At 32.9% G+C, this 24,104-nt stretch carries 16 protein-coding genes; 3 read left to right on the top strand and 13 right to left on the bottom strand.

Going from position 1 to position 24,104, the window contains the following annotated elements:
• From J0383_RS14780 to J0383_RS14765, 4 genes are all read right to left on the bottom strand, one after another.
• Nucleotides 1–1,332, bottom strand: a complete 1,332-nt coding sequence (locus tag J0383_RS14780; protein WP_239023076.1) for a GDSL-type esterase/lipase family protein — start codon at nucleotides 1,330–1,332, stop codon at nucleotides 1–3.
• 82 nt (nucleotides 1,333–1,414) lie between these two features.
• Complete coding sequence (locus J0383_RS14775; RefSeq protein WP_207294775.1) at nucleotides 1,415–2,896, bottom strand: SGNH/GDSL hydrolase family protein; 1,482 nt, start codon at nucleotides 2,894–2,896, stop codon at nucleotides 1,415–1,417.
• A 275-nt stretch (nucleotides 2,897–3,171) separates the two neighbouring features.
• On the bottom strand, nucleotides 3,172–4,254 hold the full coding sequence (locus J0383_RS14770; protein WP_207294774.1) for an HmuY family protein: 1,083 nt from the start codon (nucleotides 4,252–4,254) through the stop codon (nucleotides 3,172–3,174).
• Between the two features lie 17 nt (nucleotides 4,255–4,271).
• Nucleotides 4,272–6,383, bottom strand: coding sequence for a TonB-dependent receptor plug domain-containing protein (locus J0383_RS14765; RefSeq protein ID WP_207294773.1), 2,112 nt, complete (start codon nucleotides 6,381–6,383; stop codon nucleotides 4,272–4,274).
• Between the two features lie 103 nt (nucleotides 6,384–6,486).
• Between J0383_RS14765 and J0383_RS14760 the strand changes: the two genes are divergently transcribed.
• Nucleotides 6,487–7,389: a DUF6607 family protein gene (locus J0383_RS14760; protein ID WP_207294772.1), complete on the top strand. Its 903-nt coding sequence runs from the start codon at nucleotides 6,487–6,489 to the stop codon at nucleotides 7,387–7,389.
• Between the two features lie 98 nt (nucleotides 7,390–7,487).
• Here J0383_RS14760 and J0383_RS14755 read toward each other — a convergent pair whose 3' ends face one another.
• The 3 genes from J0383_RS14755 to argS all read right to left on the bottom strand — a co-directional run bounded on the left by J0383_RS14755 (nucleotide 7,488) and on the right by argS (nucleotide 14,285).
• Complete coding sequence (locus J0383_RS14755; protein ID WP_207294771.1) at nucleotides 7,488–8,960, bottom strand: RagB/SusD family nutrient uptake outer membrane protein; 1,473 nt, start codon at nucleotides 8,958–8,960, stop codon at nucleotides 7,488–7,490.
• Nucleotides 8,961–8,965: 5 nt separating this feature from the next.
• Nucleotides 8,966–12,127 carry a SusC/RagA family TonB-linked outer membrane protein gene (locus J0383_RS14750; protein WP_207294770.1) on the bottom strand — a complete coding sequence of 1,054 codons (3,162 nt, stop codon included), beginning with the start codon at nucleotides 12,125–12,127 and terminating at the stop codon, nucleotides 8,966–8,968.
• 379 nt (nucleotides 12,128–12,506) lie between these two features.
• Nucleotides 12,507–14,285: an arginine--tRNA ligase gene (argS, locus tag J0383_RS14745; RefSeq protein ID WP_207294769.1), complete on the bottom strand. Its 1,779-nt coding sequence runs from the start codon at nucleotides 14,283–14,285 to the stop codon at nucleotides 12,507–12,509.
• A 326-nt stretch (nucleotides 14,286–14,611) separates the two neighbouring features.
• On the opposite strand from argS, the gene J0383_RS14740 reads away from it, so the two are divergent.
• A complete protein-coding gene (locus J0383_RS14740) occupies nucleotides 14,612–17,029 on the top strand; it encodes a TonB-dependent receptor domain-containing protein (RefSeq protein ID WP_207294768.1) in 2,418 nt (805 codons plus the stop codon).
• A 99-nt stretch (nucleotides 17,030–17,128) separates the two neighbouring features.
• Here the strand turns inward: J0383_RS14740 and J0383_RS14735 are convergent, their stop codons facing one another.
• The 6 genes from J0383_RS14735 to J0383_RS14710 all read right to left on the bottom strand — a co-directional run bounded on the left by J0383_RS14735 (nucleotide 17,129) and on the right by J0383_RS14710 (nucleotide 21,966).
• Complete coding sequence (locus J0383_RS14735; RefSeq protein WP_207294767.1) at nucleotides 17,129–17,800, bottom strand: copper homeostasis protein CutC; 672 nt, start codon at nucleotides 17,798–17,800, stop codon at nucleotides 17,129–17,131.
• Between the two features lie 68 nt (nucleotides 17,801–17,868).
• On the bottom strand, nucleotides 17,869–18,192 hold the full coding sequence (locus J0383_RS14730; protein WP_207294766.1) for a GIY-YIG nuclease family protein: 324 nt from the start codon (nucleotides 18,190–18,192) through the stop codon (nucleotides 17,869–17,871).
• A 246-nt stretch (nucleotides 18,193–18,438) separates the two neighbouring features.
• Nucleotides 18,439–19,446: a 3-oxoacyl-ACP synthase III family protein gene (locus J0383_RS14725; protein ID WP_207294765.1), complete on the bottom strand. Its 1,008-nt coding sequence runs from the start codon at nucleotides 19,444–19,446 to the stop codon at nucleotides 18,439–18,441.
• Between the two features lie 240 nt (nucleotides 19,447–19,686).
• The gene (locus tag J0383_RS14720; RefSeq protein ID WP_207294764.1) at nucleotides 19,687–20,637 is read right to left on the bottom strand and encodes an ABC transporter ATP-binding protein; all 951 of its coding nucleotides are present in this window, start codon (nucleotides 20,635–20,637) and stop codon (nucleotides 19,687–19,689) included.
• 103 nt (nucleotides 20,638–20,740) lie between these two features.
• Complete coding sequence (locus J0383_RS14715; RefSeq protein ID WP_207294763.1) at nucleotides 20,741–21,436, bottom strand: OmpA family protein; 696 nt, start codon at nucleotides 21,434–21,436, stop codon at nucleotides 20,741–20,743.
• Between the two features lie 32 nt (nucleotides 21,437–21,468).
• The gene (locus J0383_RS14710) at nucleotides 21,469–21,966 is read right to left on the bottom strand and encodes a lipocalin family protein (RefSeq protein WP_207294762.1); all 498 of its coding nucleotides are present in this window, start codon (nucleotides 21,964–21,966) and stop codon (nucleotides 21,469–21,471) included.
• Between the two features lie 201 nt (nucleotides 21,967–22,167).
• On the opposite strand from J0383_RS14710, the gene htpG reads away from it, so the two are divergent.
• Nucleotides 22,168–24,051 (top strand): molecular chaperone HtpG, encoded by a 1,884-nt coding sequence (htpG, locus tag J0383_RS14705; protein WP_207294761.1) that lies wholly within the window; start codon nucleotides 22,168–22,170, stop codon nucleotides 24,049–24,051.
• Nucleotides 24,052–24,104: the final 53 nt, after the last annotated feature.

Genomic DNA, 24,104 nt, shown 5'->3' with positions numbered 1-24,104 from the left:
TTACTTATTTGATTTAAAATTATCGTATGCTTTTAAAAATGCTTCTGTAAACAAGCTTCCTTGTTTTTCATATCCTTTTTTTGAATAATGAACCCAATCTTTTCCTATTAATCCCTGCGATTTTAATTGTCTTATTCCTTTCAATCCGCCAAATTCATCATATAAATCCCAAACAGCAAAACCATCTTTTTCGGCAATATCATTTATTCGCTGTGCATATTCGCCCACAAAATTATTTGGTTTTCCTCCTCTAAATAACGACGGCGGTGGTGTCATCACAATTATTGGGACATTTATATTTTGATCTTTAATATTTTTGATAAACTGACGCAATCTCTGGATATAATCTGAGGTTTCCAGCTTATCGAAACTTTCATTTGTTCCCAATGAAAAAATTAAAAGATCTGGATGCAATGCTTTAAGTTGTTCAAAAAATAACGGATATTTATTATAGTCCGAATATTTGGCACCATTTACTCCTATTCCGCTGTAAATTAAACCGGGAGCGTCTTTTTCGAGAACTAATCCGTTTAATTCATAATCTTTAGCTTCTTTATGAGGAACTAAATAGATTTTATCGAGTGCTTTTTCTGATTTGTAAAAATGGCAAAATGCATCTGATTCAAGGTTTAAAGGAACAAATTCTGATGTTTTAATATTCTTGGGCTGCATTTCATTGGTTGGGATTCTTAAAATTCTTCCCGCACGAATGTTATTTGATTTCAGCTGATTGGCTTTTTTTATATCAGCAACCGAAACATTGTATTTATCTGCAATAATCGAAATGGCTTCTCCTTTCTTGATTTTGTGTGTGACGATCTTACGCTCTGTTGTCTCAATAAATTTGGTTTGAGATGACGAAGATAAATCAAACATACTTTCGTTTTTTGGAGTAATAATCTGAATCGTATTAAATTTATACGAGGGATCTTTTATACTCATTTCTACTACAAATCCTCCTGTATCTCTCCAAAGTCCAATACCACTTAATCCTACAGGATAATTTCTTACTGGATAAATATTTCGGTAACTGTCCCAGATTCTATTACAGCGAAAACGTTCATTGTACGAACCATTTGTTTTGGCTAGCTGATAGGGAAAAACAAATCCACGGCCGCCATTTCCAAATTGCTGCTGTAAAATCTTTCGGATTTTATTGGTCATTAAATCACCTTGAATATGTGAATCACCAATATGTACGATATTTATTTTCTGATTCTTTTCACTTTCATTCTGAATCAATTTTTTAAAAACACTTTCTAATACTTTTGAATTATAAATGTGATTTCCTGTATAGGTTTCACCCTCGGTTATATCAATTTTACTAATCATTTTTTTAGGTATTGAAAGTGATTCTGTTTTTTGCTGATTATCATTTGTTGAGAAAAAAAGACAACAAAAGAAAATAATTAGTTTATCCATTTACGCTGTCGTTTTTCACAGAAACGGAATCTGCTTTGGGTTTTCTAACTGTTTGCGGTTTTACACCAGTATCACGTTTTTCACGTAAAACTTTATATTGTTCGTATCCTTTATTTAATTGGCTGTATAATAAATTACCTATTGCTTTTGCTCCTCTCTGGTTAAAGTGTGTATAGTCTCTATTGGCTCTGGCCGGAGATTCGTCTACCCATTTTACCATCGAACCGTCACCACCCATAAGCGTATATAAATTAACAAATCCTGATTCAGTCTCTAATGCATAATGCTTTTGAGCTTTCATCAAAGGCACAACAGCTGAATCGGTTTTCATTTCTAAATCGTATTTAGTCGACTTGTCTGCCGTTGAAACGATTAGAATAGAAACTCCCGGAAATGATTCTTTTATTTTATTGACGGTTTTAGTCATTCCTTTTTCATACCATGAATAATTTTTGGTTCCGTAATTTAAAACATTTGTTCCATAATGCAGAATGATTAAATCATAATTTAGATGCGTATTAAAAGCCTGCATTACATTGGCATTAAACATAGAAATTGGCAGACCTGAATTTCCTCTTTGAGAAAAGTTATCTACATGAACACCGTTTCCATTATCAAAATTAAATCCGTAAATCGGAATAGAATCTGCGTGAATGAAATCAGCTTTAAATGCTTTTATACTTCCTGATGTTACTTTCAGGCTGTTTACCAAATTAGACGGATTTAAGCTTTTGCGAATCGTATCTTTTCCAATAATAAAATTCACGTTCCCTTTTTTAGAAGATCGTCCATAAAACAAAGTCGGATTATCTAAAGTAGTCGAGTTTTTATTAAGACCTGCTTCGTATTGAACCCAGGTTGGATTTACTTTATCATTGGCAAAAAACACATGCCCATTTACTCCAAATGGACTTGCTGGTCTTTTTACATTTAAATACGATTGCGTTTTCCAGTTTTTAGAATATACTGATTTCACAGAACCTCTTGATGCTGCAGATTCTGAAGTAATGGGTACAAAACCAACTCCGTGTCCTCCAAAACGTTCCTGATAATTAGCACGAACATCTTGAACGATCAAATCGCCATCGGTCATAGAATCTCCATAATATGCAATTCTAACTTTGTTCTGCGGATTCTTTTCTAACTGATATAGTTTTTCGTAAAATGAAATAAGGTATTGAAAACCTTTATAATCATCGAATGTTTCCGATGGAAATTCAATCCCTTCAGAAGCATCGTAAACGATTTTTTCTTTCCCCATTCTACGCTCAGCTTCTTCTATACTGTCACTATCTGAAGACAACGAATCTTTAGCAACCGATTCTAAAAGCAGACTGTCGATCAAAACATTTTTTGAATCGATTTTGCTATCTGAAAATATCTTATCAGGAAGGATTTGTTTGAATCCAATAAAAGCAACTAAAGCTAATGCGACTATGGCAAAAGACTGAAAAAAATATGATTTTGTATTCACTAATTAATTATAATTTTTAACGGATAGAGTAACAAAAATTAAACCATTTAAAATTCCTGTTAATTCTGTTTTTTAAAATGATGCGCAAAGATAAAATTAAATCGTTCATTTTTAATTCATTTTAACAATAAAGAAAAACAAAAAAAGAGGCTAGAAAAATCTAACCTCTAAATCAAAAAAAAATAAAAAAAACAAAGCTAATGATTAACTAATTTTTTGATGTTGTTTTTTAAAACAACTCTGAATAATACAAATTATCCAAAGTTGTCAAAATGTTATTTTAACAGGGCATATTCTAGACTAACATATCCTCTAACTCCTGCCTCATTGGACATTGCTAGGAATTTAACTTTATAATAGTTTCCAGCTACATCTTTAACAACATAAAAACGGTCTGTTCTAATACTTGGTAATGTAGATGGCCCACCACCGCTTCTCCAGTTTGCACCAATGATTCTTTGATCAGTTGCAGAAGCCGTAAAGTTAGCCTCTACCACATTTGCTTTCGTAAACGCTGCGTAAGTAACATCTCCAGCCACTAAAACTTGATATGCTTTAGTACCACCTTTCATGTTTGTTACGATAAAATCTGAGTATCCGTAAGTTACCTCAGTACCCGCATTTAAGTAATTAGTAAAAACAGTGAAATTTAAATCCCATTTGTCTTTTAAAGGCTCAACAGAAACTGTATTTCCAGTTGTTAAGCTAAAGAATGTAAAGTTGTAAGCAGCATCTTTAGCAATTGTTTTCTCAGTAAAAGTTGCAGAAGCTAAATCAGCGTATTGAATTTTATATCCAGCACCGTTTCTTAAAATTCTAACTTTTTTCCATCCTCTTGGATCACCATCAACCGTTACAGAACCTACACTTGGCACTGCTGTTCCAACAGCATATCCTAAATTCACTAAGTAAACTTTGTTATCGGCATCATTTGCAGAAATTTCAGCGATTGCAGTTCCAATTCCTGCACCAGCGCCAGCTAAAACTCCTGTTGGATTGTCAACATAACCATTTGATGCAGCAGTTGTACCAGCTCCAACAGTGACATCTGTATTAATTGTCTGCGTTAAGGTAATATCTGAAGTTTCTAATTTTTTTACGGCCATTTTTAAGGATCCGTTTATTACAACTCTAAAATCTGTACCACTTGAAAATCCAAAATCCCAAGCAGCTCTGTTAACTGATTTAGATTCTTCTGTGCTTAAATCAAGATAAACCTGATTAGGCTCATTTGGTCCACCTACAGCTGGCTGCAAAATAGCTCCAACCGTAGGAACTTCAACTTCTGGCGTATCATCATCGCTTGAACAAGCTGTAAGAGATAAGAATGCGAATGATAGTAATAATAATTTTTTCATTGTATTTTAGTTTTATATTAAAGATTAAGGTTATAAGCTAATTTTAGGAAATATGAACGTCCGTATGCGAGCATTAAATTTGATCCAGATGCATGCGCTCCTTCAGTTGTTCTAGTTTGGTTCACATTAGTTACATTAAGAATATTTCGTGCTCCAATCGTTGCTTCAAAATGATCTTTGAAGAAATTTTTTCTAATTGATGCATCAAGCCAGTTACTAGGATCAATTTCAGACAAAACATATTCAGAACCAGATTCAATAAATTGTCTGCTTTTCCCATTGTATTTGTAATACCCCGAAATAATGGTTTTCCATTTTGTAATATTATAGGAAAGACTTGCATTCAGATTAAATGAGTAGAGAAATTGATCGTTTGAAGTAAATTGATTATTATTGATCAACTGTGAAATTCCTATTAACGCTGCACCAAGATTAACAGTAAAATTATCTTTGACAATTTGGTTCATTGTAGAAAAATTCCACATTTGGTATTTACTAACATTAATATATTGATATTCGGGAGTTCCTGTATCTGGATTTTTACGTATAAATGCCATATCAATTCTATCATCCACATTTAAGAAACTTCCTGCCAGAGTGCCTGACCATTGCCAGCCTGAAGAAAATGTCATGAATTTTTTAATGCTTGCTTCATAAGAAGTACTGGTTTCAGGAATAAGATTTTCGTTTCCGGTAAAGAAATGTCCGTCAAAAATTTGTTTTGTATAAAGCTCATCAAAATTTGGAGTTCTAAAACCATTTCCATAAGAGCCACGAAGTTCCAGTCCCTTATCAAATAAATATCTTAAACCTATAGAAGAAGCATATTGGTTTTTAAATTTAGATTGTACTGAAAAACGTAATCCAGGTTTTATAGAAAATCGATCAGTTGCCATAATCTCTGAAGAGACGAAAAAATCATAATTTTCTAGTCTTTTGCGAATAGGTACAAATTTATTATTAGCTTCCTGAACAAGAGCAAAACCTTGATTGTTTACAAAATCATATCCAATTTGCAAATCAACTGTTTTATCAGAAAAAAAGTTATTTAAAGTTCCTGTTGAAGAAAGAACCTCCATTGACTGATCTTTTTCAGTACTATTTAGATCTTCATTTTTTGTAAATAAATAATATCTGAAATTTTCTATTTCGCGCTGCTGTTTCTGATGTGAGACAGAAACATTATAATTCAATTGCGAAAACAATCCACCGGTAACATTTAGATTATGAAAATATCTGTTGGTAAAATACCTCATATCATCACTATAACGATAAGTTCCTAATGTAGAATTAAAATTAGACTGAACTGTGCTGTTGTAATAATCAACATTTTCATCTAAAAACTCGAATTTGTAAAAAAAACGAAATCTATCTTTATGATAAGATATTAAAGCATTTCCGTTTAATTGCTCTTTTGGAAGCCAGGTGTAACCCCGCGTTTGATCATTCTCAGCATAACTTTTTCCATTTCTATCACCTAAATATCCTTGAAAATCATTTCGATTGATCCCACCACTTACAAACCAGTTTTTATTGAAGGTATGTGCTACTCTCAAAGATTGAATGTGGCGTCCTTTTTCAAACAAAGAATATTCATCACCTACAGTTTCTTCCTGAACAGATGCAGTAATATTCCACTTGTACTTTGAAGATTTTTTGGTGATAATGTTCAAAACTCCACTCACAGCATTCGCCCCGTAAGCTACTCCCATAGAACCTTCAACAATCTCTATATGATCAACATCATTAAGGTTAATTTGAGATAAATCGGTATTATTTCCAACGCCTCCTTCATTAACTAAAGGAACATTGTCAACCAAAATTTTAAAATACTGTGCATCTAACCCAAATAAGGAAACTGTTGACCGACCGCTTGTACTACTGGGTCTAACTGTAATATTTAAATATTGATTCAAAACATCAGATAAATTATTCGCTGCTAAATTTTGTATATCCTTATTAGATATAACACGAACATTAAAAACAGATTTTTTTATAGATTGTGGCTCAAACTGTCCTGTAACCACGACTTCTGAGAGTTTTTCGTGTGATTTAATAGTATCTTTTTGCTGCGAAAAAGAAATCTGATAAAAAAGCACAACTGCAAAAAGAGTAATTTTAAATTTCATTATTTTTATTCAATCTTAATAACCTTTGCAAATATATAACTATTTTTAATTATTCTAAATAAATTAATATATTTGCCAAAATTTAAAAACAAAACAGTAAGTTATGATTTCAAAAAGCCTCTTTTTTTCAGCCGCTATGGCTTTTACTTGTAGTCTTGGATTCAGTCAGGACAAAAAACAACAAGACATAAAATCTATTAAATCAATGTGTGGTTGTTATGAAGTAAAGTTCAATTTCACAGAAACATTTTCATATCCTAAAGATTCTCTTACTTACAAACCATCCGAAACCAAACATGAATCTGCTTTGGAATGGGTTGAATTGTTAGAAGATACTCCAAATAAAATCGTTATGCAGCACTTATTAATCGTAAGCGATGATATGATTATCAAACACTGGAGACAAGACTGGTTATATGAAAACACAGACTTATATGCATTTGATAAAGGAAATTCTTGGAAATATAAAAAGTTAGATAAAAAAGCTGTTAAAGGTCAGTGGACTCAAAAGGTATATCAAGTTGATGATAGTCCAAGATATGAAGGTTCTTCTACTTGGGTACATGTTGATGGGCAGGATTATTGGGCAAATGTTGCAGATGCGCCGCTTCCTAGAAGAGAGCAGACAAAACGTAACGATTATAATGTTTTAAAAAGAAGAAACATCCACGAAATTACTGCTACAGGATGGAATCATGAGCAGGATAATGACAAATTAGTTCGCGATGATGCTGGGAAAGATGTTCTTTTAGCACAAGAAAAAGGTTTTGATGTTTATACTAAGGTGCCGGATATTAAATGTATCGCAGCTCAAAAATGGTGGAAAGAAAATAATGTGCTTTGGAAAAACGTTCGTGACAAATGGCAGACTCTTTTCGACAGACATAAAGATCTTAATTTAGAAGCTAAAGTTGACAGAAAAGCTCTTTATTCTCTTTTGTTTGATTTAAAACCAACTGCTACAAAAGCTGAATCAGATGCTATTATTGACAAGTTTGTAAAATAACAAAATATTGTTTTAATTGAAAAAGGCCGGTAATCTAAGATTACCGGCCTTTTGATTTAGAAAAAATGTCTAATTATTCTAAACTGATTTATTATTTATTAAAATTCATTTTGTTTAATTAAAGGATTGGCATTAATTTCATCTTTAGGAATTAGCCACTGCCATCTTTTATCTGTAGGGTCAACATTCAACACACCATTTACTATCCCTGAATCATGATTTGCACCAGTTCTATCTAATGGAGAATTTGTACGTTTCAAATCAAAAAATCTAAATCCTTCACCCCACAACTCTATTCTTCTCTGCATTAAAATTTCGTCAACTAAAGCTTGTCCAGTATTAGTAGACAAAGTATAAGACGGGTTTCTTGTTATCTCAAATTCATACAATACATTTGCGGCATCTGCACTTCCCATTCTGGCTTTTGCCTCAGCTTCTATAAGAAACATTTCAGCAGCACGCATATAAGGCACATCACATCTGCTATCTCCAGTACTTATTGATAAGAATTTTTGGCTGGTATAAGGAAATTTTGCAAAATTTGACGGAAGAGCAAGTGCTGTATGTTTTCCAGTCTTATCAAATATTGCAGATCTAATGTCAGTAGAAGGAATCATGTCATAGAGCTTACTATTAATAGCTTTTGGGCAAGAACGTATTACCGTTGAGCTGAAATTTCTAGACATATAAGCTCCAAAATTTCCAAAATATTGAGTTTGAACCTCATTTATGTGGCTTCCCCACATCCACTCTTTGTTATTATAATCATTGAAACCAGTTACATATTCTGCAGTTGACATTAACGTCTTTCCACTTCGTGCTTTATTAGCGTATTCAGCTGCAGCACTCCAATTACCTTGCGTCAAAGCAACTCTGGCCTTTAAGCCTTGCGCCACCTTTAAATCTAGATAAGAATTATTTGGTTTTAAATATCCTTGCAACAAAACATTCGCTTCATCTAGATCCTTATTAATTTGAGTATATACCTCTTCTACTGTTGATCTTGGAAAATTATCATTTCCGACAGTCAAAATTATCGGAACTCCTAATTGACTATTAGTTACTCCATTTACGTATCTTTTTCCAAATAGTTGTACTAATTGAAAATGACAAAATGCACGATACAATAATGCCTGACCTTTAACAATATTTTTGTCTGAAGTTGAGCCAATGGCAGCATCAGCAGCATTAATAATAGTGTTTGCATTTCTTATTATTCTATAATAAGTTCGATACGGAAAACGCAGGTCTACTGAATTTTCATTATTTACTGAACTCCAATTATACATTTGCAAAAACCATCCATTTGTAATTGGAAAAACAACATCATCACCAACAATATCTGTTTGCTGCATTAAGCCTCCTAATCCAGCCTGACTTTGATCTTCATAAGAAATATACAGTGATCTGTGAATTCCATTCAGCAACATCATTAAATTTTCAGTTGTTTTGGTAGCGCCTTCATTATCGACAAATTCTGTAGGCTTCTTGTCTAAAAAATCATCTGAACAAGAATTAAAAACAGTTACTGTCAGTATAAAAAATACTATTTTAATATAAGTTGATTTCATTTTTCTTAAAAGTTTAAATTAACTCCCAGCGTTATTACTCTTGATGGAATATATCTATTTTGAGTAGTTCCATTAAAAGTTTGTGTAGGATCCATTCCTTGACGTTTTGTAAATAATAGTAAGTTCTCACCATTTACATAAACTGATGCATTATCTATTTCCATTTTTGACAAGAATTCAGAAGGCATTTTATAAGATAAATTAATTTGTCTAAGAGATAAATAGTCTGAACCAGTTAACCATCTATCTGAAGCAGAAGATGCTTGAGTATTTCTATTAATATCTAATCGTGGCACATCAGTAATATCTCCAGGTTTTTGCCATCTTCTAAAAATGTCTGTACTTAATGCCGATCCATAATTATTTCCTGTATGCATTAATGAAGCATAGTTCGTATCATACATTTGTCCACCAATTTGATAAGTACAAATAATATCTAATCGAAGTCCTTTATATTTAAATGTATTTCCAAAGCTTCCAAACAAATCAGGTATTGCTGATCCTGCATAATGGTACAAAGCTTTATTTTGATCGGTAGTTACATTAACGCCATTTACAACTCGTAAAGTAGTATCTCCTGTATTCACAAATTTCGGATCAGCTACATATAGAGCATATCCATCTGCAGGATCTACTCCATACCAATCTCTTAACCAATAATCATAAATAGAATGACCCACTGAAAGTTTTTTGGTTCCATTTATAATTTCGCCCTGTGGGAGTTTTGTAATTTTATTATTAATTGTAGAAGCATTAATATTTAGATTCCAAGAAAAATCTTTTGCTTTAAGAATTGTACCATCTAATGCAATTTCAATTCCTTTATTTACCATAGAACCAATATTCTCCATTCTATTGTCTAAACCAGATGATAATGGGTTAGGGACTGAAAAAATTAAACCATCAGTATTTCTATTATAATACTCAACACTTCCTTTCAATCTATTCTTAAACAATCCAAATTCTAAAGCAATATCTTTCTGAGTATTAACTTCCCATTTCAAATTAGGAGCAGCAGCAGCATAAATTAAAATACCTCCTTCACTTCCGTTATCGTAACCTAAACTATAAGTTGGCTGACTAACATAATAATTCAACCCATTAATTTTCGAACCAGCATCATTTGTATCACTAATTATGTGTGAATCATTACCAACTTGTCCTATCGACGCTCTTAATTTTAGGTCGTCAATCCATGAAGTATTATGAAGAAACTTTTCTTTAGAAATTACCCAAGCTCCTCCTAAAGACCAAAAGTTACCCCATTTTTCTGCAAACTTTGAAGATCCATCTCTGCGTAATGATGCTGAAAAAATATATTTTTCCATATAGTCATATCCTGCTCTTGAGAAATAGGATTCAGTGGCATAATTTCGTGTAAAAGAAGTTAATCCAGTAGTAGTCGCATAATTAACAAATTCAATTATACTAGGAGCAACCTGTCCAGTTTTACTGCTGCTTGTCCAATTTCTTTCATAATCGAAGCTTTCATGTCCAAGCAGTGCGTTAAATGAATGATTTCCAATTTTTTTTGAATAATTCAGTAACTGATTATATGTAACACCTGTTAGAATTTTATCTTCTTTTGCCATAAGACCTGTTGGTGCACCATCTCCAATTAATGTATTATACGAATATGTTCTATTAGAATATGTTTTATCAATAGAAGCATTTGTAGTAAACTTGAAATCTTTTAAAAAAGTAATTTCAAAAAACGCTCTTGCTGAAAGTGCTAGCCCTTTTACAACATCGGTATCATTTAAAGTTTCATACACTACGTTTCTTCCGTTAGAAGCACCAGATCCGCGAATCGTCGAATATACTTTATTACCATTATCATCTAACACATAAGATCCATCATCATTATGATCAAAAACAGGATAAATTGGCCCCATTGTTCTAATCGTTCTAAATGGATTTTTAAACGAACTTGTATTTTCTACTCCATCTGTTCCTAGCTTTGAATTAGTTAAAGCTCCTGACATGTTTACACCAGTTCTAAACCAATCTTTTAAACTTGTATTTAAATTCAATCTACCTGTTGTTCTTTCAAAACCAGATTTTTGAATGTATCCTTCTTCATTTAAATAACCAAGAGAAGCAAAATAATTGGATTTATCTGATTTTCCCTGATATGAAAAATCTACATTTTTACGAACTCCGGCTCTTTCCAAATATTTAGCCCAATCAAGATCTTGTGGATATAATAATTTTGCATCTGGATTCAATTTTCCATCAGTCCCAACAATACTGTTGTTTGGCACATTAAATGGATTAGTAACCAAAACAACTGGTACTCTTGAAGATGCATATGCATTAGCTGCATCAACTTGTGCCTGTGTTCCCATTGGACGGCTATTTCTAATCGCTTCCCATTCTAAAGGGTAGTAGTCGAAAGCATTTACTCTCTTATAGTCTTTAATAGAACGTGAAGTCATACCAGTACTAACATTTAAAGAAAATTTATCTTTCGATGATTTTCCTGATTTTGTTGTAATAATAACCACTCCATTTGCCGCTTTTGATCCATATAAAGAAGTGGAAGATGCATCTTTTAAGACGGTCAAACTTTCAATATCGCTTGAGTTTAAATTGCTGATGTCTCCTGCATATGGCACTCCATCTACAATGTATAAGGGTGTATTAGATCCATTGATTGAACTAAAACCTCGTATTCTAATTTCTGGAGCAGCTCCTGGCTGACCTGCTGAACTTTGAATCTGAACTCCTGATGTTGCCCCTTCTAAAGATGACAAAGCATTGGTTAAAGGTCTATTTTCTAATTGTTCAGATTTAACTTGAGATGCAGAACCAGTATATGAAGCTTTTTTTGCTGTTCCATAAGCTACAACCACAACTTCATCTAATTCCTTTCCATCTTCTTGCATTTTAACATTAAGTACAGAACCAGTTCCAACCGTTAAGTTAATATCTTTGAATCCCATGTAAGAAAAAATCAAAACATCCCCTGTCTTAGCATTTATTACATACTTTCCATCAAAATCTGATTGTACCCCAGTTTTCGTTCCTTTTACATTTACGTTTACTCCGGGAATTGGTCCATTAGCATCCGAAACCATTCCTGTAATTTTTTTCTCTTGAGCAATACTGGATTGCAAAACCAAGATAAAAAAGAGCATGATAAGTCCTTTTAATTTTTGTTTCATTATTTTGTTTTTTTAATTAGAGTGGGCGAACTTAAAAAATTAAAATAATTTTAACAAGGATATATTTATTTTTAACACTAATTAATATAAATATTATACTACAAAAATACAAAAGAATAAAAATAAGAAGAAGAATAAAAAAGCCATCTATAAAGATGGCTTCTTATTGATAGTCATGATTACCATTAGCTTACTAATTCAAAATAGTTAAAAATGAACTACACAAGTATTGTATTTTAAACGAGACAGTGCCCTTTAAATTTCTCCTACAAAAATATTACAGAACTCAATCACAAAACATCCCCAATAAGTCAAAAAAACAATAAAAAAAGCCAGTAATTATAAACTACTGGCTTTTAATTATGAATTTATTTAATTCTTACATTCTCTCTGGAACTTCAATTCCTAATAGACTGAAAGCTGACTTAATCACTTCGGCAACTTTTTGTGAAAGCTGTACTCTGAAAATCTTTTTTGTCAAATCGACTTCACCTAAAATATGAACCGATTGATAAAAAGAATTATATTCTTTTACCAAATCGTATGTATAATTAGCAATTAATGCTGGACTGTGATTTTGCGCTGCATTTTGAATTACTTCAGGGAAAAGTTCGATTTGTTTTACCAATTCTTTTTCCTTTTCATGAAGTTCTTCAATATTTGTTTTCGCTGAAAAATCAAAATCGGCTTTACGAATAATCGACTGAATTCTCGCATATGTATACTGAATAAATGGTCCCGTATTTCCAGCAAAATCAACAGATTCTTCTGGATTGAAAAGAATACGTTTTTTAGGATCTACTTTTAAGATATAATATTTCAATGCTCCAAGACCAATCGTTTTGTACAATTTTGCCTTTTCATCATCAGAATAACTGTCTAGTTTTCCTAAATCTTCTGAGATTTGTTTGGCTGTATCAGTCATGTCCTGCATCAAATCATCGGCATCGACAACTGTTCCTTCACGGCTTTTCATTTTACCCGAAGGTAAATCAACCATTCCGTATGATAAATGATATAGGCTTGAAGCCCAGTCAAAACCTAGTTTTTGCAAGATTAGGAATAATACTTTAAAGTGATAATCTTGTTCGTTACCTACTGTGTATACCATTCCTCCAACATCCGGCATATCTTTCACACGCTGAATTGCTGTTCCAATATCTTGTGTCATATAAACCGCTGTACCATCAGAACGAAGAACGATTTTACGATCAAGACCTTCATCGGTTAAATCAATCCAAACTGAACCGTCAGGATCTTTTTCGAAAACACCTTTATCTAGACCAACCTGAACAACATCTTTTCCTAATAAGTAAGTATTACTTTCGTAGTAATATTTATCAAAATCAACTCCAAGGTTCGTGTAAGTTGTAGCAAAACCATCATACACCCATTGGTTCATTTTTTTCCAAAGTGCAATCACAGCTTCATCACCAGCTTCCCATTTTTTCAGCATTTCTTGTGCTTCAATAATAATGGGCGCTTGTTTTTTAGCTTCTTCTTCGGTTTTACCCGTTTCAATTAATTGGTTTATTTCTGTTTTGTAAGCTTTATCAAACTCCACATAATATTTACCGACTAATTTATCTCCTTTTAAATTTGATGTCTGCGGCGTTTCACCATTTCCAAATTTTTCCCAAGCGAGCATTGACTTACATATATGGATTCCGCGGTCGTTAATGATTTGAGTTTTGTATACTTTTTTACCAGAAGCTTTTAATATTTCCGCAACAGAATATCCTAACAAATTGTTACGAACATGTCCTAAGTGAAGCGGTTTATTTGTATTTGGCGATGAGTATTCTACCATAACAGCTTTATCGGCGGGATCTGGAGAAACATAACCAAATTTATGATTGTCTTTTATATCATTAAAAAAGTTCAGGTAATAACTATCAGAAATTACAATATTCAGGAAACCTGATACCACATTAAAGCGCGCAACGTCAGAAACATTTTCAACCAGATAGGTTCCTATTTTATTTCCTAATTCGGCAGGATTACTTTTAATTACTTTCAGTAAAGGGAAAATCACCATTGTAATATCGCCTTCAAACTCCTTTCTGGTAGTCTGAAACTCGATTTTATCTACTGAAACATCAAATAATGCCTGTATTGCTTTTTGTATAGAAGGTGTAAGAATTTGTGATAATGACATGTAAACTTATTTTAAAGTGAGCAAAGATACTGCTTATTCGTCAATTAGAGAAAATGAAAAACATATAAAATCACATAAAACGATTATAATTTCTTAAAAAAGGAACGGTTTCAATTGTTAAAATTATCAAAAAATCAAAATGATAATTCCTTATGAAACAAGGGATCACAAAAAAATAAAAAGTTTTTTCTCTTTTTCTTGTAACATAATTCTAACATAAGAGTCTTAATAAGGACTTCAGATTTTATTTGAGGCAGAAAAACAAAATAGAAAAAAATAAAAAACAATCTCATCATCAATCAATCAAAAAGATCAAAAAACAAGCTATGAAATTAAAATTCTTCCTGTTTGCATTATTGGGGATAATGGCAACAGTCCAGGGTCAAAATTCAGGATCGGTCACTGGAAAAATCATTGAAAAATCTAACAGCATGCCTATTTCGTATGCTACAGTTTCACTTAAAGAAAATGGAAAAGTGGTAGCTGGAGTAAATACTGATGATAATGGTGATTTCTCATTTAAAAATATTGCTGTAAAAAGCTATACTATCGAGGTTCAATACATTGGATTTAGAAAATATATTGGTTCTGTACTTTTAAGCGAAAACAAAAAATCTGCAGTTGTCAATGTCTCTCTTGAAGAAGAAGCAACGCAATTAAAAGGCGTAAATGTAATTGCTGAACGTTCTACAATTGAGCAAAAAATTGATAGAAAAGTCGTTAATGTTGGAAAAGATTTAACTACTGCTGGAGCTTCGGCATCGGATATTATGAACAATATTCCTTCTGTAAACGTAGATCAGGATGGAAAACTTTCGCTTCGCGGAAATGACAATGTTCGTGTATTAATTGACGGACGTCCTTCTAATATTGATCCAGCACAATTATTAAAACAAATTCCATCGACATCTATTAAGAAAATTGAGTTGATTACAAATCCAAGTGCAAAATACAATCCTGAAGGAATGTCAGGAATCATCAATATTATTTTACACAAAAACGCCAATACTGGTTTCAACGGAAGCTACAGCGGCGGAATTACTTTTGGTAAAACTGCAAAATACAATCAGTCTTTAGATTTAAACTACAAAACGGGAAAAGTTAACTTTTTTGGTAATGCTGGTAATAATTTTGGAACATACTTTAATGATGGTCACATCCAAAGATTAGATCAGGATGTAGTTCAAAAATTAGATATCTCAAACGATAATGATAACTACTTATACAAAGTAGGTATGGATTACCTAATTAACGACCATAATACGTTATCTTTTTACACCAATCAGAATAAATCTTCTGGCACTGGAATTGTAAATACTGATATTGATTACAACAATGGCGATCCAAACATTAAAAATATGTACCAAAAATCAAGATACCAAGGACCGAATTTAACAGGGACTTACAACTTGGCGTACAAGCACATATTTAAAAAAGAAGGACATACTCTTGATTTCGAAGGAAATTATAGTGATACTAAAGAAACCCAAAATGCAGGTTTCGATACCAAAACAACAAGTCCTGCCAACGCATCAAGCAGTGTAGTATACAACGATTATATTCGTGACAACAGAAAACTAGGAACTTTAAACGTAGATTATGTTAATCCATTAAACGACAAAACTACGCTTGAGGCTGGTGCTGAAGCAAGAATTACAAGAACAGATAATGATTATCATACAAGTAATCCTGCTGTTCCTGCTGCAGACCAGATTTCCAATTATAAATATGATACTGATATTTATTCTGCTTATGTAACTTTTGGTCAGAAATACAAAAAATTCAGCTACCAAATAGGGACTCGTTTTGAGAGTTACAAAGTAGCCGCTAATTTAAACAGCGGACAAAATAAATTTGATGACGATTATATTACTTTATATCCATCAGCTTATTTAACTTATAATTTAAATGAGAAAAATGTTTTACAATTAAGCTACAGCCGTCGTGTTGACCGTCCAAGTTTAGAACAGACAAAACCTATTCGCGAGTTTTCTACTCCATTGGTAACTTCATATGGAAATCCTGAATTGAGACCTCAGTTTACAAATTCTGTTGAAGTAAATTACACTAAAACTCTTGAAAAAGGAAGCATTACAGGGGGTGTATTTGTAAGAAGTATTAATGACCAAATAAGCAGAACTTTAAGTCCAGATCCTAACGACCCGTCAGGATATAAACAAATTTTAAGTTTTGCTAACTATGATCATAATAGTGCTTATGGTTTTGATCTTTCTCTTAACTATAAACTTACTAAATGGTGGGATATTCAGCCAGCTATTGACTTCTCCAGCATAAAACAAGAAGGTGTTGTTTTTCAGTTTGATCCAGCTACAAACACAAGTTCGCCTCTTCAACGCAGTGTAACAACATCTGCATTTAATGCTCGTATGAACTCAAACTTTAAACCCACAAAACGTTTAAGTTTCTTATTATTTGGTTTTTACAGAGGTCCTGTTGATGAAATTCAGCAAAAAAGAAACGAAATGTACAAAATAGACATTGGTTCACGCTACACTTTATTAGATAACAAAATGAATATCAGCGTGCGTTTTAATGATGTTTTCAATACCATGAAATTCTCATTTGACGGTATTTATCCTTACCCACAAACTGGACAGTTTACTTGGGAAAGCCAAACCGTTTATTTAGGTTTAACATACAACTTTGGAAGTGGTAAAATCAAAAACTTACAACGTAAACAAAGAGAAGACAACACTAATAAAGGCGGCGGCGGAATGTTCTAATCTCCGCTTTTATTAGAACTATTTTAATATTTTTGAAGAAAGTTCTTGTAGAAAAAAGCCTGAAGTTTGCCAACTTCAGGCTTTTTACATTTTGTATGACTATAAAAAATTTAGGAGCTCTTTTATTTCTTCTGGATTTGCCATTTCGGTATTATCTGTAATGGCCGAAGAATGGTAAAACGTATAATCGAGTTTTTCTTGAAGCAGTTTTATATTCGAAGATCTCAAACCGCCGCCGGGCATAATTTGAATTCGATCTCCTGCTAATTCCTGAAGTCTTTCGAGCGCCCAGATTCCTTCGGTGACATTAATTCCCTGACCTGAAGTGAGAATGGTTTTAAAACCACATTCGATAATATCTTCGAGAGATTTCTCTGGATTCTTAACTACATCAAAAGCACGGTGAAATGTACAAGGAAGCGGATGCGCCAAATGCACCAATTCTTTATTTTGTTTTTTATTAACTTTCCCGTTATCTTTCAAAATTCCAAAAACAAAACCATCAACACCTAGTTTTTTGTACTGCTTGATATCTTGTTTCATTTCTATCAGTTCTTCATCTGAATACACAAAATCACCACCGCGTGGTCTAATAATGACATGCATTTTTATATGTAAGCTTTCGCGGACTTTTACTACCAAAATAGAATTAGGTGTAGTACCGCCCAGATTCATATTCTCGCACAGCTCGATTCTGTGAGCACCACTCTGTTGAGCGATTATAGCAGACTCATAATTAAAACAGGCTATTTCTAATTGATTTTTTTTCATTTTTTTTAATATAAAAAGATCTTTTTACTCAAGTGTCATCCTGAGCGAAGTCGAAGGCTAATTTACTACTAAAGGTTCTTTTTATAAAAATTTTTATGACTTGTTTTATTTAAACATTCTGAAAATTCTTTAAGATCATCCCACTTATCACTTATTATTGCTTCTTTCTTTTTTCTACTCCAGCCTTTTACTTGCTTTTCAAATTTAATGGCCTGAATCACATCATTAAACTCTGTACAAAAAACCAATTCAAGAGGTCTTTTATTATAAGTATAGCTTTCTTTATTTAAACCATAATTATGTTCATTTAATCTTCTGTTTATATCATTTGTCATTCCTGTGTAATAACTTCCATCTGAACATTTCAAAATATATACATAATATCTCTTCATAATTTTCGAAACTTTTTAATCCCAAATTAAAAGTAAGAAAATTAATTCAAAAAAAAGAGAGAACCGTAACAACTGAAGGGCTTCGACTTCGCTCAGCCTGACAAACTAAATTTATGTTTCCTTAGCGAAGTCGAAGAGCACAACAATAGAAACGTGGGCTTCGACTTCGCTCAGCCTGACAAAAGGGGATATAAAAAAACCTGCTTCAAATGAAGCAGGTCAATATGTAATGTAAGATGAATTAATTTACCATTTGATGATTGCACTGGCCCATGTAAATCCACTTCCGAAAGCTGCCAGAACAACTGTATCTCCAGATTTGATTTTACCTTCTTCCCAAGCTTCAGTTAAAGCAATTGGAATAGAAGCGGCTGTTGTGTTTCCGTATTTTTGAATATTATTGTGCACTTGATCGTCTGTCAGTTTAAATTTATTCTGAATGAATTGAGAGATTCTCAAATTAGCCTGATGCGGAATCAGCATATCAATATCCGAAACCTGAAGTCCGTTTGCTTCCAGACCTTCATTAATAACTTCTGCAAAACGTACTACTGCATTTTTAAATACAAATTGTCCGTTCATGTAAGGATAGTAACTTTCGTCATTCGGATCATTATCTGCAATAATGTCTGTTACCCAGCGCGCTCCCATTCCCGGCGCCTGTAATGCTAATTCTTCTGCATGCAGTCCTTCAGAATGTAAGTGTGTAGACAAAATTCCTTTTGTTAAATCTTCTTCTCGGCTAAGAACTGCTGCTCCCGCCCCATCTCCGAAAATTACAGAAACGCCGCGTCCGCGTGTTGTCATATCCAATCCAGTTGAATGAACTTCAGAACCAATAACCAAAATATTTTTATACATTCCGGTTTTAATATATTGATCGGCAACAGAAATGGCATACACAAACCCCGAACACTGGTTTCTTACGTCTAATGCACCTACTGTTTTTAATCCTAAATCACGCTGTACCAAAACTCCCGGTCCAGGAAAATAGTAATCTGGGCTTAATGTAGCAAAAACTACAAAATCAATATCTTCTTTGGCTACGCCAGAACGTTCGATTGCAATTTTAGCTGCTTTCACTCCCATTGAAGTAGTGGTATCTTCGCCTCGAATAATATGTCTTCTTTCTTGAATCCCTGTTCTTTCTTGGATCCATTCATCATTGGTATCCATAATCTTGGACAAATCATCGTTTGTCACAACATTTGAAGGAACATAATATCCTAAGCCTGCTATTTTTGAATGATACATAATGTACTTTTATTTATTAAAAATTTAGAATGCAAATTTAAGTATACTTTAAAATATTAGAGTACAAATTACTCTTTTTTTCGTAATTATCAATTTAATATACTTTAATTATAAGACTATTTAAAATCATTTGATTTTAGAAAAACCAGTTTTCAGCTTGATTTTCTGAAGAAACTTAAAAAACAAACCCGACAGATTCTAAAATTTGCCGGGTTTTATATGGATTGTCATTCTCTAATTTTATAAGTAATTAAGACCTAAGAATATTTCCTGTTCTAAAGGAAGATCTATTTCACTTTCAAAAAAGATTAATTGTCTTTTGTAAACGGTTTCTACTAAATAATGGCTTCCTCTAAAATACGTTCTTCTGATTTTTACCGGAAGATTAGATTCGGCAACCATTTTAAATTGATGTGGATATACTAATGTTTTATGGGTTTGATCTTCATACGGAACCAACAAATGTGTAGGAACTTCGTTTATTTCACCAAATAAAGAAGCTACATATTTAATCTGAGGGTCTTCGTATATTTTGGTTGGATTATCTTTTACAATAATTTCTCCGTGTCGCATTACTATAGCTTCATCTGCAAATGACAAAGCGTCTGTGCTATCATGCGTCGCAATGATACAGGTAATTCCTTTTTGTTTTAAATAACGGAATAGATTTCGACGTAAAGCATTTTTACGAAAAGCATCGATCTGGCTGAAAGGTTCATCAAGTAAAATTACTTCTGGTTCCAATGCCAAAACTCTTACCAAAGCTACTCTTTGCTGTTGTCCTCCACTCAAAAATTTAGCTTTTACATTTGAGAATTGCTCCATTTCAACCATCTCCAACAATTCCTGAACACGAAGTTTTTTCATGTTTGCAAAACCATTCGAAAGAAACTTACCTACATTTTCTGCCACTGTTTCGTATGGAGACAAGTCAAAATCCTGTGCCAAGTATTTCATATAGGGCATTCCGGGAATCAAATTAAATTTTGGTCCCAGTACAGGTTTATTGTCGTAAAAAATCTTTCCTTCGTCTAAATCAAACAAACCATAAATCAGTTTAAGCAGTGTACTTTTCCCGCATCCGCTTTCTCCAATAATGGCAATATTATCACCTTTATTAATGGTAAATGAAATGTTTTTTATAACAGGTGTATCTGTATATGAAAAAGATATATTTTGAATGTCAAGCATGAGTTGTATTTGAAATGTCAAATTTACAATGTTATTTCTAAAGTCAAAAAAAAGCTGCTTCATAATTGAAACAGCTTTTTTATTATTTTATTTTATTAGAAACCTATTTTCCAGCTTCTGCTTTAGCATCATTTACCATTTTGTCGTTTGCAGTAATTGCAAATTCAACACGACGGTTTTGAGCTCTTCCTTCTGGAGTATCGTTTGTAGCGATTGGATCAGCGATTCCTAAACCTGAAGTTTTGAAACGGCTAGATTTTAATCCTTTAGATACTAAATAAGCTTGCACAGATGCAGCTCTTTGTCCTGAAAGTGTTAAGTTGTACTCTGGTTTTCCTGTGTTATCAGTATAACCGAAAATTTCAATATTAGTTTCTCCATATTCGTTAAATACAGGAACTAATTTGTCTAAGTTTGCTTTTGCTTGAGGAGTAAGTGTTGATTTATTAGTATCAAAACGTACTGAATTTTCATTTAAAGTTAAGTGGATTCCTTCTCCAACTCTTTCTACAGAAGCACCTGGTAAAGCCTGATCGATTTCACGGGCTTGTTTATCCATTTTGTTTCCAATAAGGGCTCCTGTACCACCACCTACAGCAGCTCCAATTGCAGCTCCTAAGGCAGCGTTTCCGCCTTTTCCTAAGTTATTACCTAAAACAGCGCCAATAACACCACCTGCTACAGCACCAATTCCGGCTCCTTTTTGTGTATTGTTTGCATTTTTTACTGAATCACAACTTGCAAATAAACTAACTAATACTAGTAAGCTGCTTAAACCTAAAACTGTTATCTTTTTCATCTTTATCATTTTTAAATATTAATTAGCTCTTTTTAATTAGCTCTTTGAAATTGGTAAGTAACATCTTTTACCTGTCCGCCTACATTGATATTATCAATTAACTGAAAAGAATTATCAGTTAAACCGGCAACTTTAAGAAGGTATCCTTCTCTTACTTTTTTAGCTTTTTCACCTGCATCAAGAATTTTAAGTACAAACAAACCTTGGTTGTTAATACTCCAAACAATTGGAGAAGAGAATGCTGTACAACTAGGAGCGTTTAAAGTCATAGATCCTTTATTATTATTTGAAATAAAATTCCATGAACTACCTATTAAACATTTAGAATCTGCAAGGTCAAATGAGTTTACCTTAATATAATCAGAACCTGCATAAGATACATTAGTTAGCACCCAATTCCCTTTAATCGCTACTTGTGTAGGTCTGTCAAGTTTTTTAGAAAGCGTTGGTTCTGTTGAAGCTGTCGACGAAGCTGATTTACACGCAAAAAACATAGCGGCAATCATGCATATAAAAATACTCTTCTTCATTTTGTACAATTTTTTTAGATTAATACTTGCCTTTTTAACAATTATTGTACCACAAATATACGATTCGTTCAGATATTTTTCGTTTTAGAATCTATTTATTTTCTTTCAAAATTAACATTTCCGACATTTTGTCACCCAAATTACAATTGGTATTTTATTTGAATAAATGAAAATCATCACATTAAATAAAAATTAAAAAATATGGCAACAGGTAAAATTAATGTTTCAGTAGAAAACATTTTTCCTTTAATCAAAAAGTTCTTATACAGCGATCACGAAATTTTCTTGAGAGAGCTTGTTTCTAATGGAACCGATGCTACTTTAAAATTAAAACATCTTATTAGCATTGGCGAAGCTAAAGTAGAATACGGAAATCCAATTATTGAGGTTAAAGTGGACAAAGAAGGCAAAAAAATCCACATTATTGACCAAGGTATCGGTATGACTGCTGATGAAGTTGAAAAATACATCAATCAGGTTGCTTTTTCTGGAGCTGAAGAATTTTTAGATAAATACAAAGATTCTGCAAAAGATTCTGGAATTATCGGACATTTTGGTCTTGGTTTCTACTCTGCTTTTATGGTAGCTGAAAAAGTTGAAATCATTACCAAATCATATAAAGATGAACCGGCTGCGCATTGGACATGCGACGGAAGCCCTGAGTTCACTTTAGAGCCTGCTGACAAAACTTCACGTGGTACAGAAATCATCCTTCACATTGCCGAAGATTCTCTTGAATTTTTAGATGATTCTAAAATCAGTGGTTTATTGAATAAGTACAACAAATTTATGCCTATTCCAATTAAATTTGGAACCAGAACTGAAACACTTCCAAAACCAGAAGATGCACCAGAAGATTACGTTAACGAAACTGTTGAAACTGACAACATCATTAATAACCCAAATCCTGCTTGGACTAAACAACCTTCTGAATTATCTGATGAAGATTATAAAAGCTTCTACAGAGAATTGTATCCAATGCAGTTCGAAGAGCCTTTATTCCACATTCACTTAAATGTTGATTATCCATTCAACTTAACTGGTATTTTGTACTTCCCTAAACTGGGTACAGATATGCAGATTCAGAAAGACAAAATTCAGTTGTACCAAAACCAAGTTTACGTTACAGATAACGTAGAAGGAATTGTACCTGAATTCTTGACAATGTTAAAAGGTGTTATTGATTCACCAGACATTCCGTTAAATGTTTCTCGTTCTGGTTTACAAGCGGATGGTGCTGTTAAGAAAATTTCAAACTACATTACTCGTAAAGTAGCTGATAAATTAAAAGCATTATTCAACGAGAACCGTGCTGATTTTGAAGCAAAATGGAACGACATTAAAATCGTTTTAGAGTATGGAATGCTTTCTGAAGAGAAATTCTACGAAAAAGCAGGTGCGTTTGTTTTATACCCAACGGTTGACTATACTTACTTTACTTTAGACGAATTAAAAGAAAAACTAAAAGAAAACCAAACAGATAAGGATGGCAAATTAGTAATTCTATATGCTGGAAATAAAGATGCACAGCACTCTTATATTCAGGCAGCAAAAGACAAAGGATATGAAGTATTGCTTTTAGATTCTCCGATTATTTCACACTTGATTCAGAAAATCGAAAACGATAACAGCGGATTAACTTTTGTTCGTGTCGATTCAGACCACATCGATAATTTGATTAAAAAAGAAGAAAATACAATTTCTAAATTATCTGATGACGAAAAAGCAGCTTTAAAAACTTCTTTAGAGGCTTATATTCCAAAAGCATACAGTGTTCAATTGGAAGCTATGGATTCGCAGGCAGCGCCATTCATTATTACGCAGCCAGAATTTATGCGAAGAATGAAAGAAATGAGCCAGACTGGTGGAGGCGGAATGTTCGGAATGGGTAATATGCCAGAAATGTATAACCTGGTTGTAAATACAAATTCTGATTTGGCTTCAAGTATTTTAAATACAGAAGACAAAACTCATCAAGAGCATTTAGTAAAACAGGCTTTAGATTTAGCGAAGCTGTCACAAAACCTTTTAAAAGGTGAAGCCTTGACTGCATTTGTTAAAAGAAGTTTCGAAATGATAAAATAAGGTTTTTGATATATTCATCTTAAAAGCCCGCAGATTAATATCTGCGGGCTTTT

Origin of the sequence: Flavobacterium endoglycinae (genome assembly GCF_017352115.1) — a bacterium.
GTDB lineage: Bacteria > Bacteroidota > Bacteroidia > Flavobacteriales > Flavobacteriaceae > Flavobacterium > Flavobacterium endoglycinae.
This window is presented reverse-complemented; position numbering and strand designations above follow the sequence as displayed.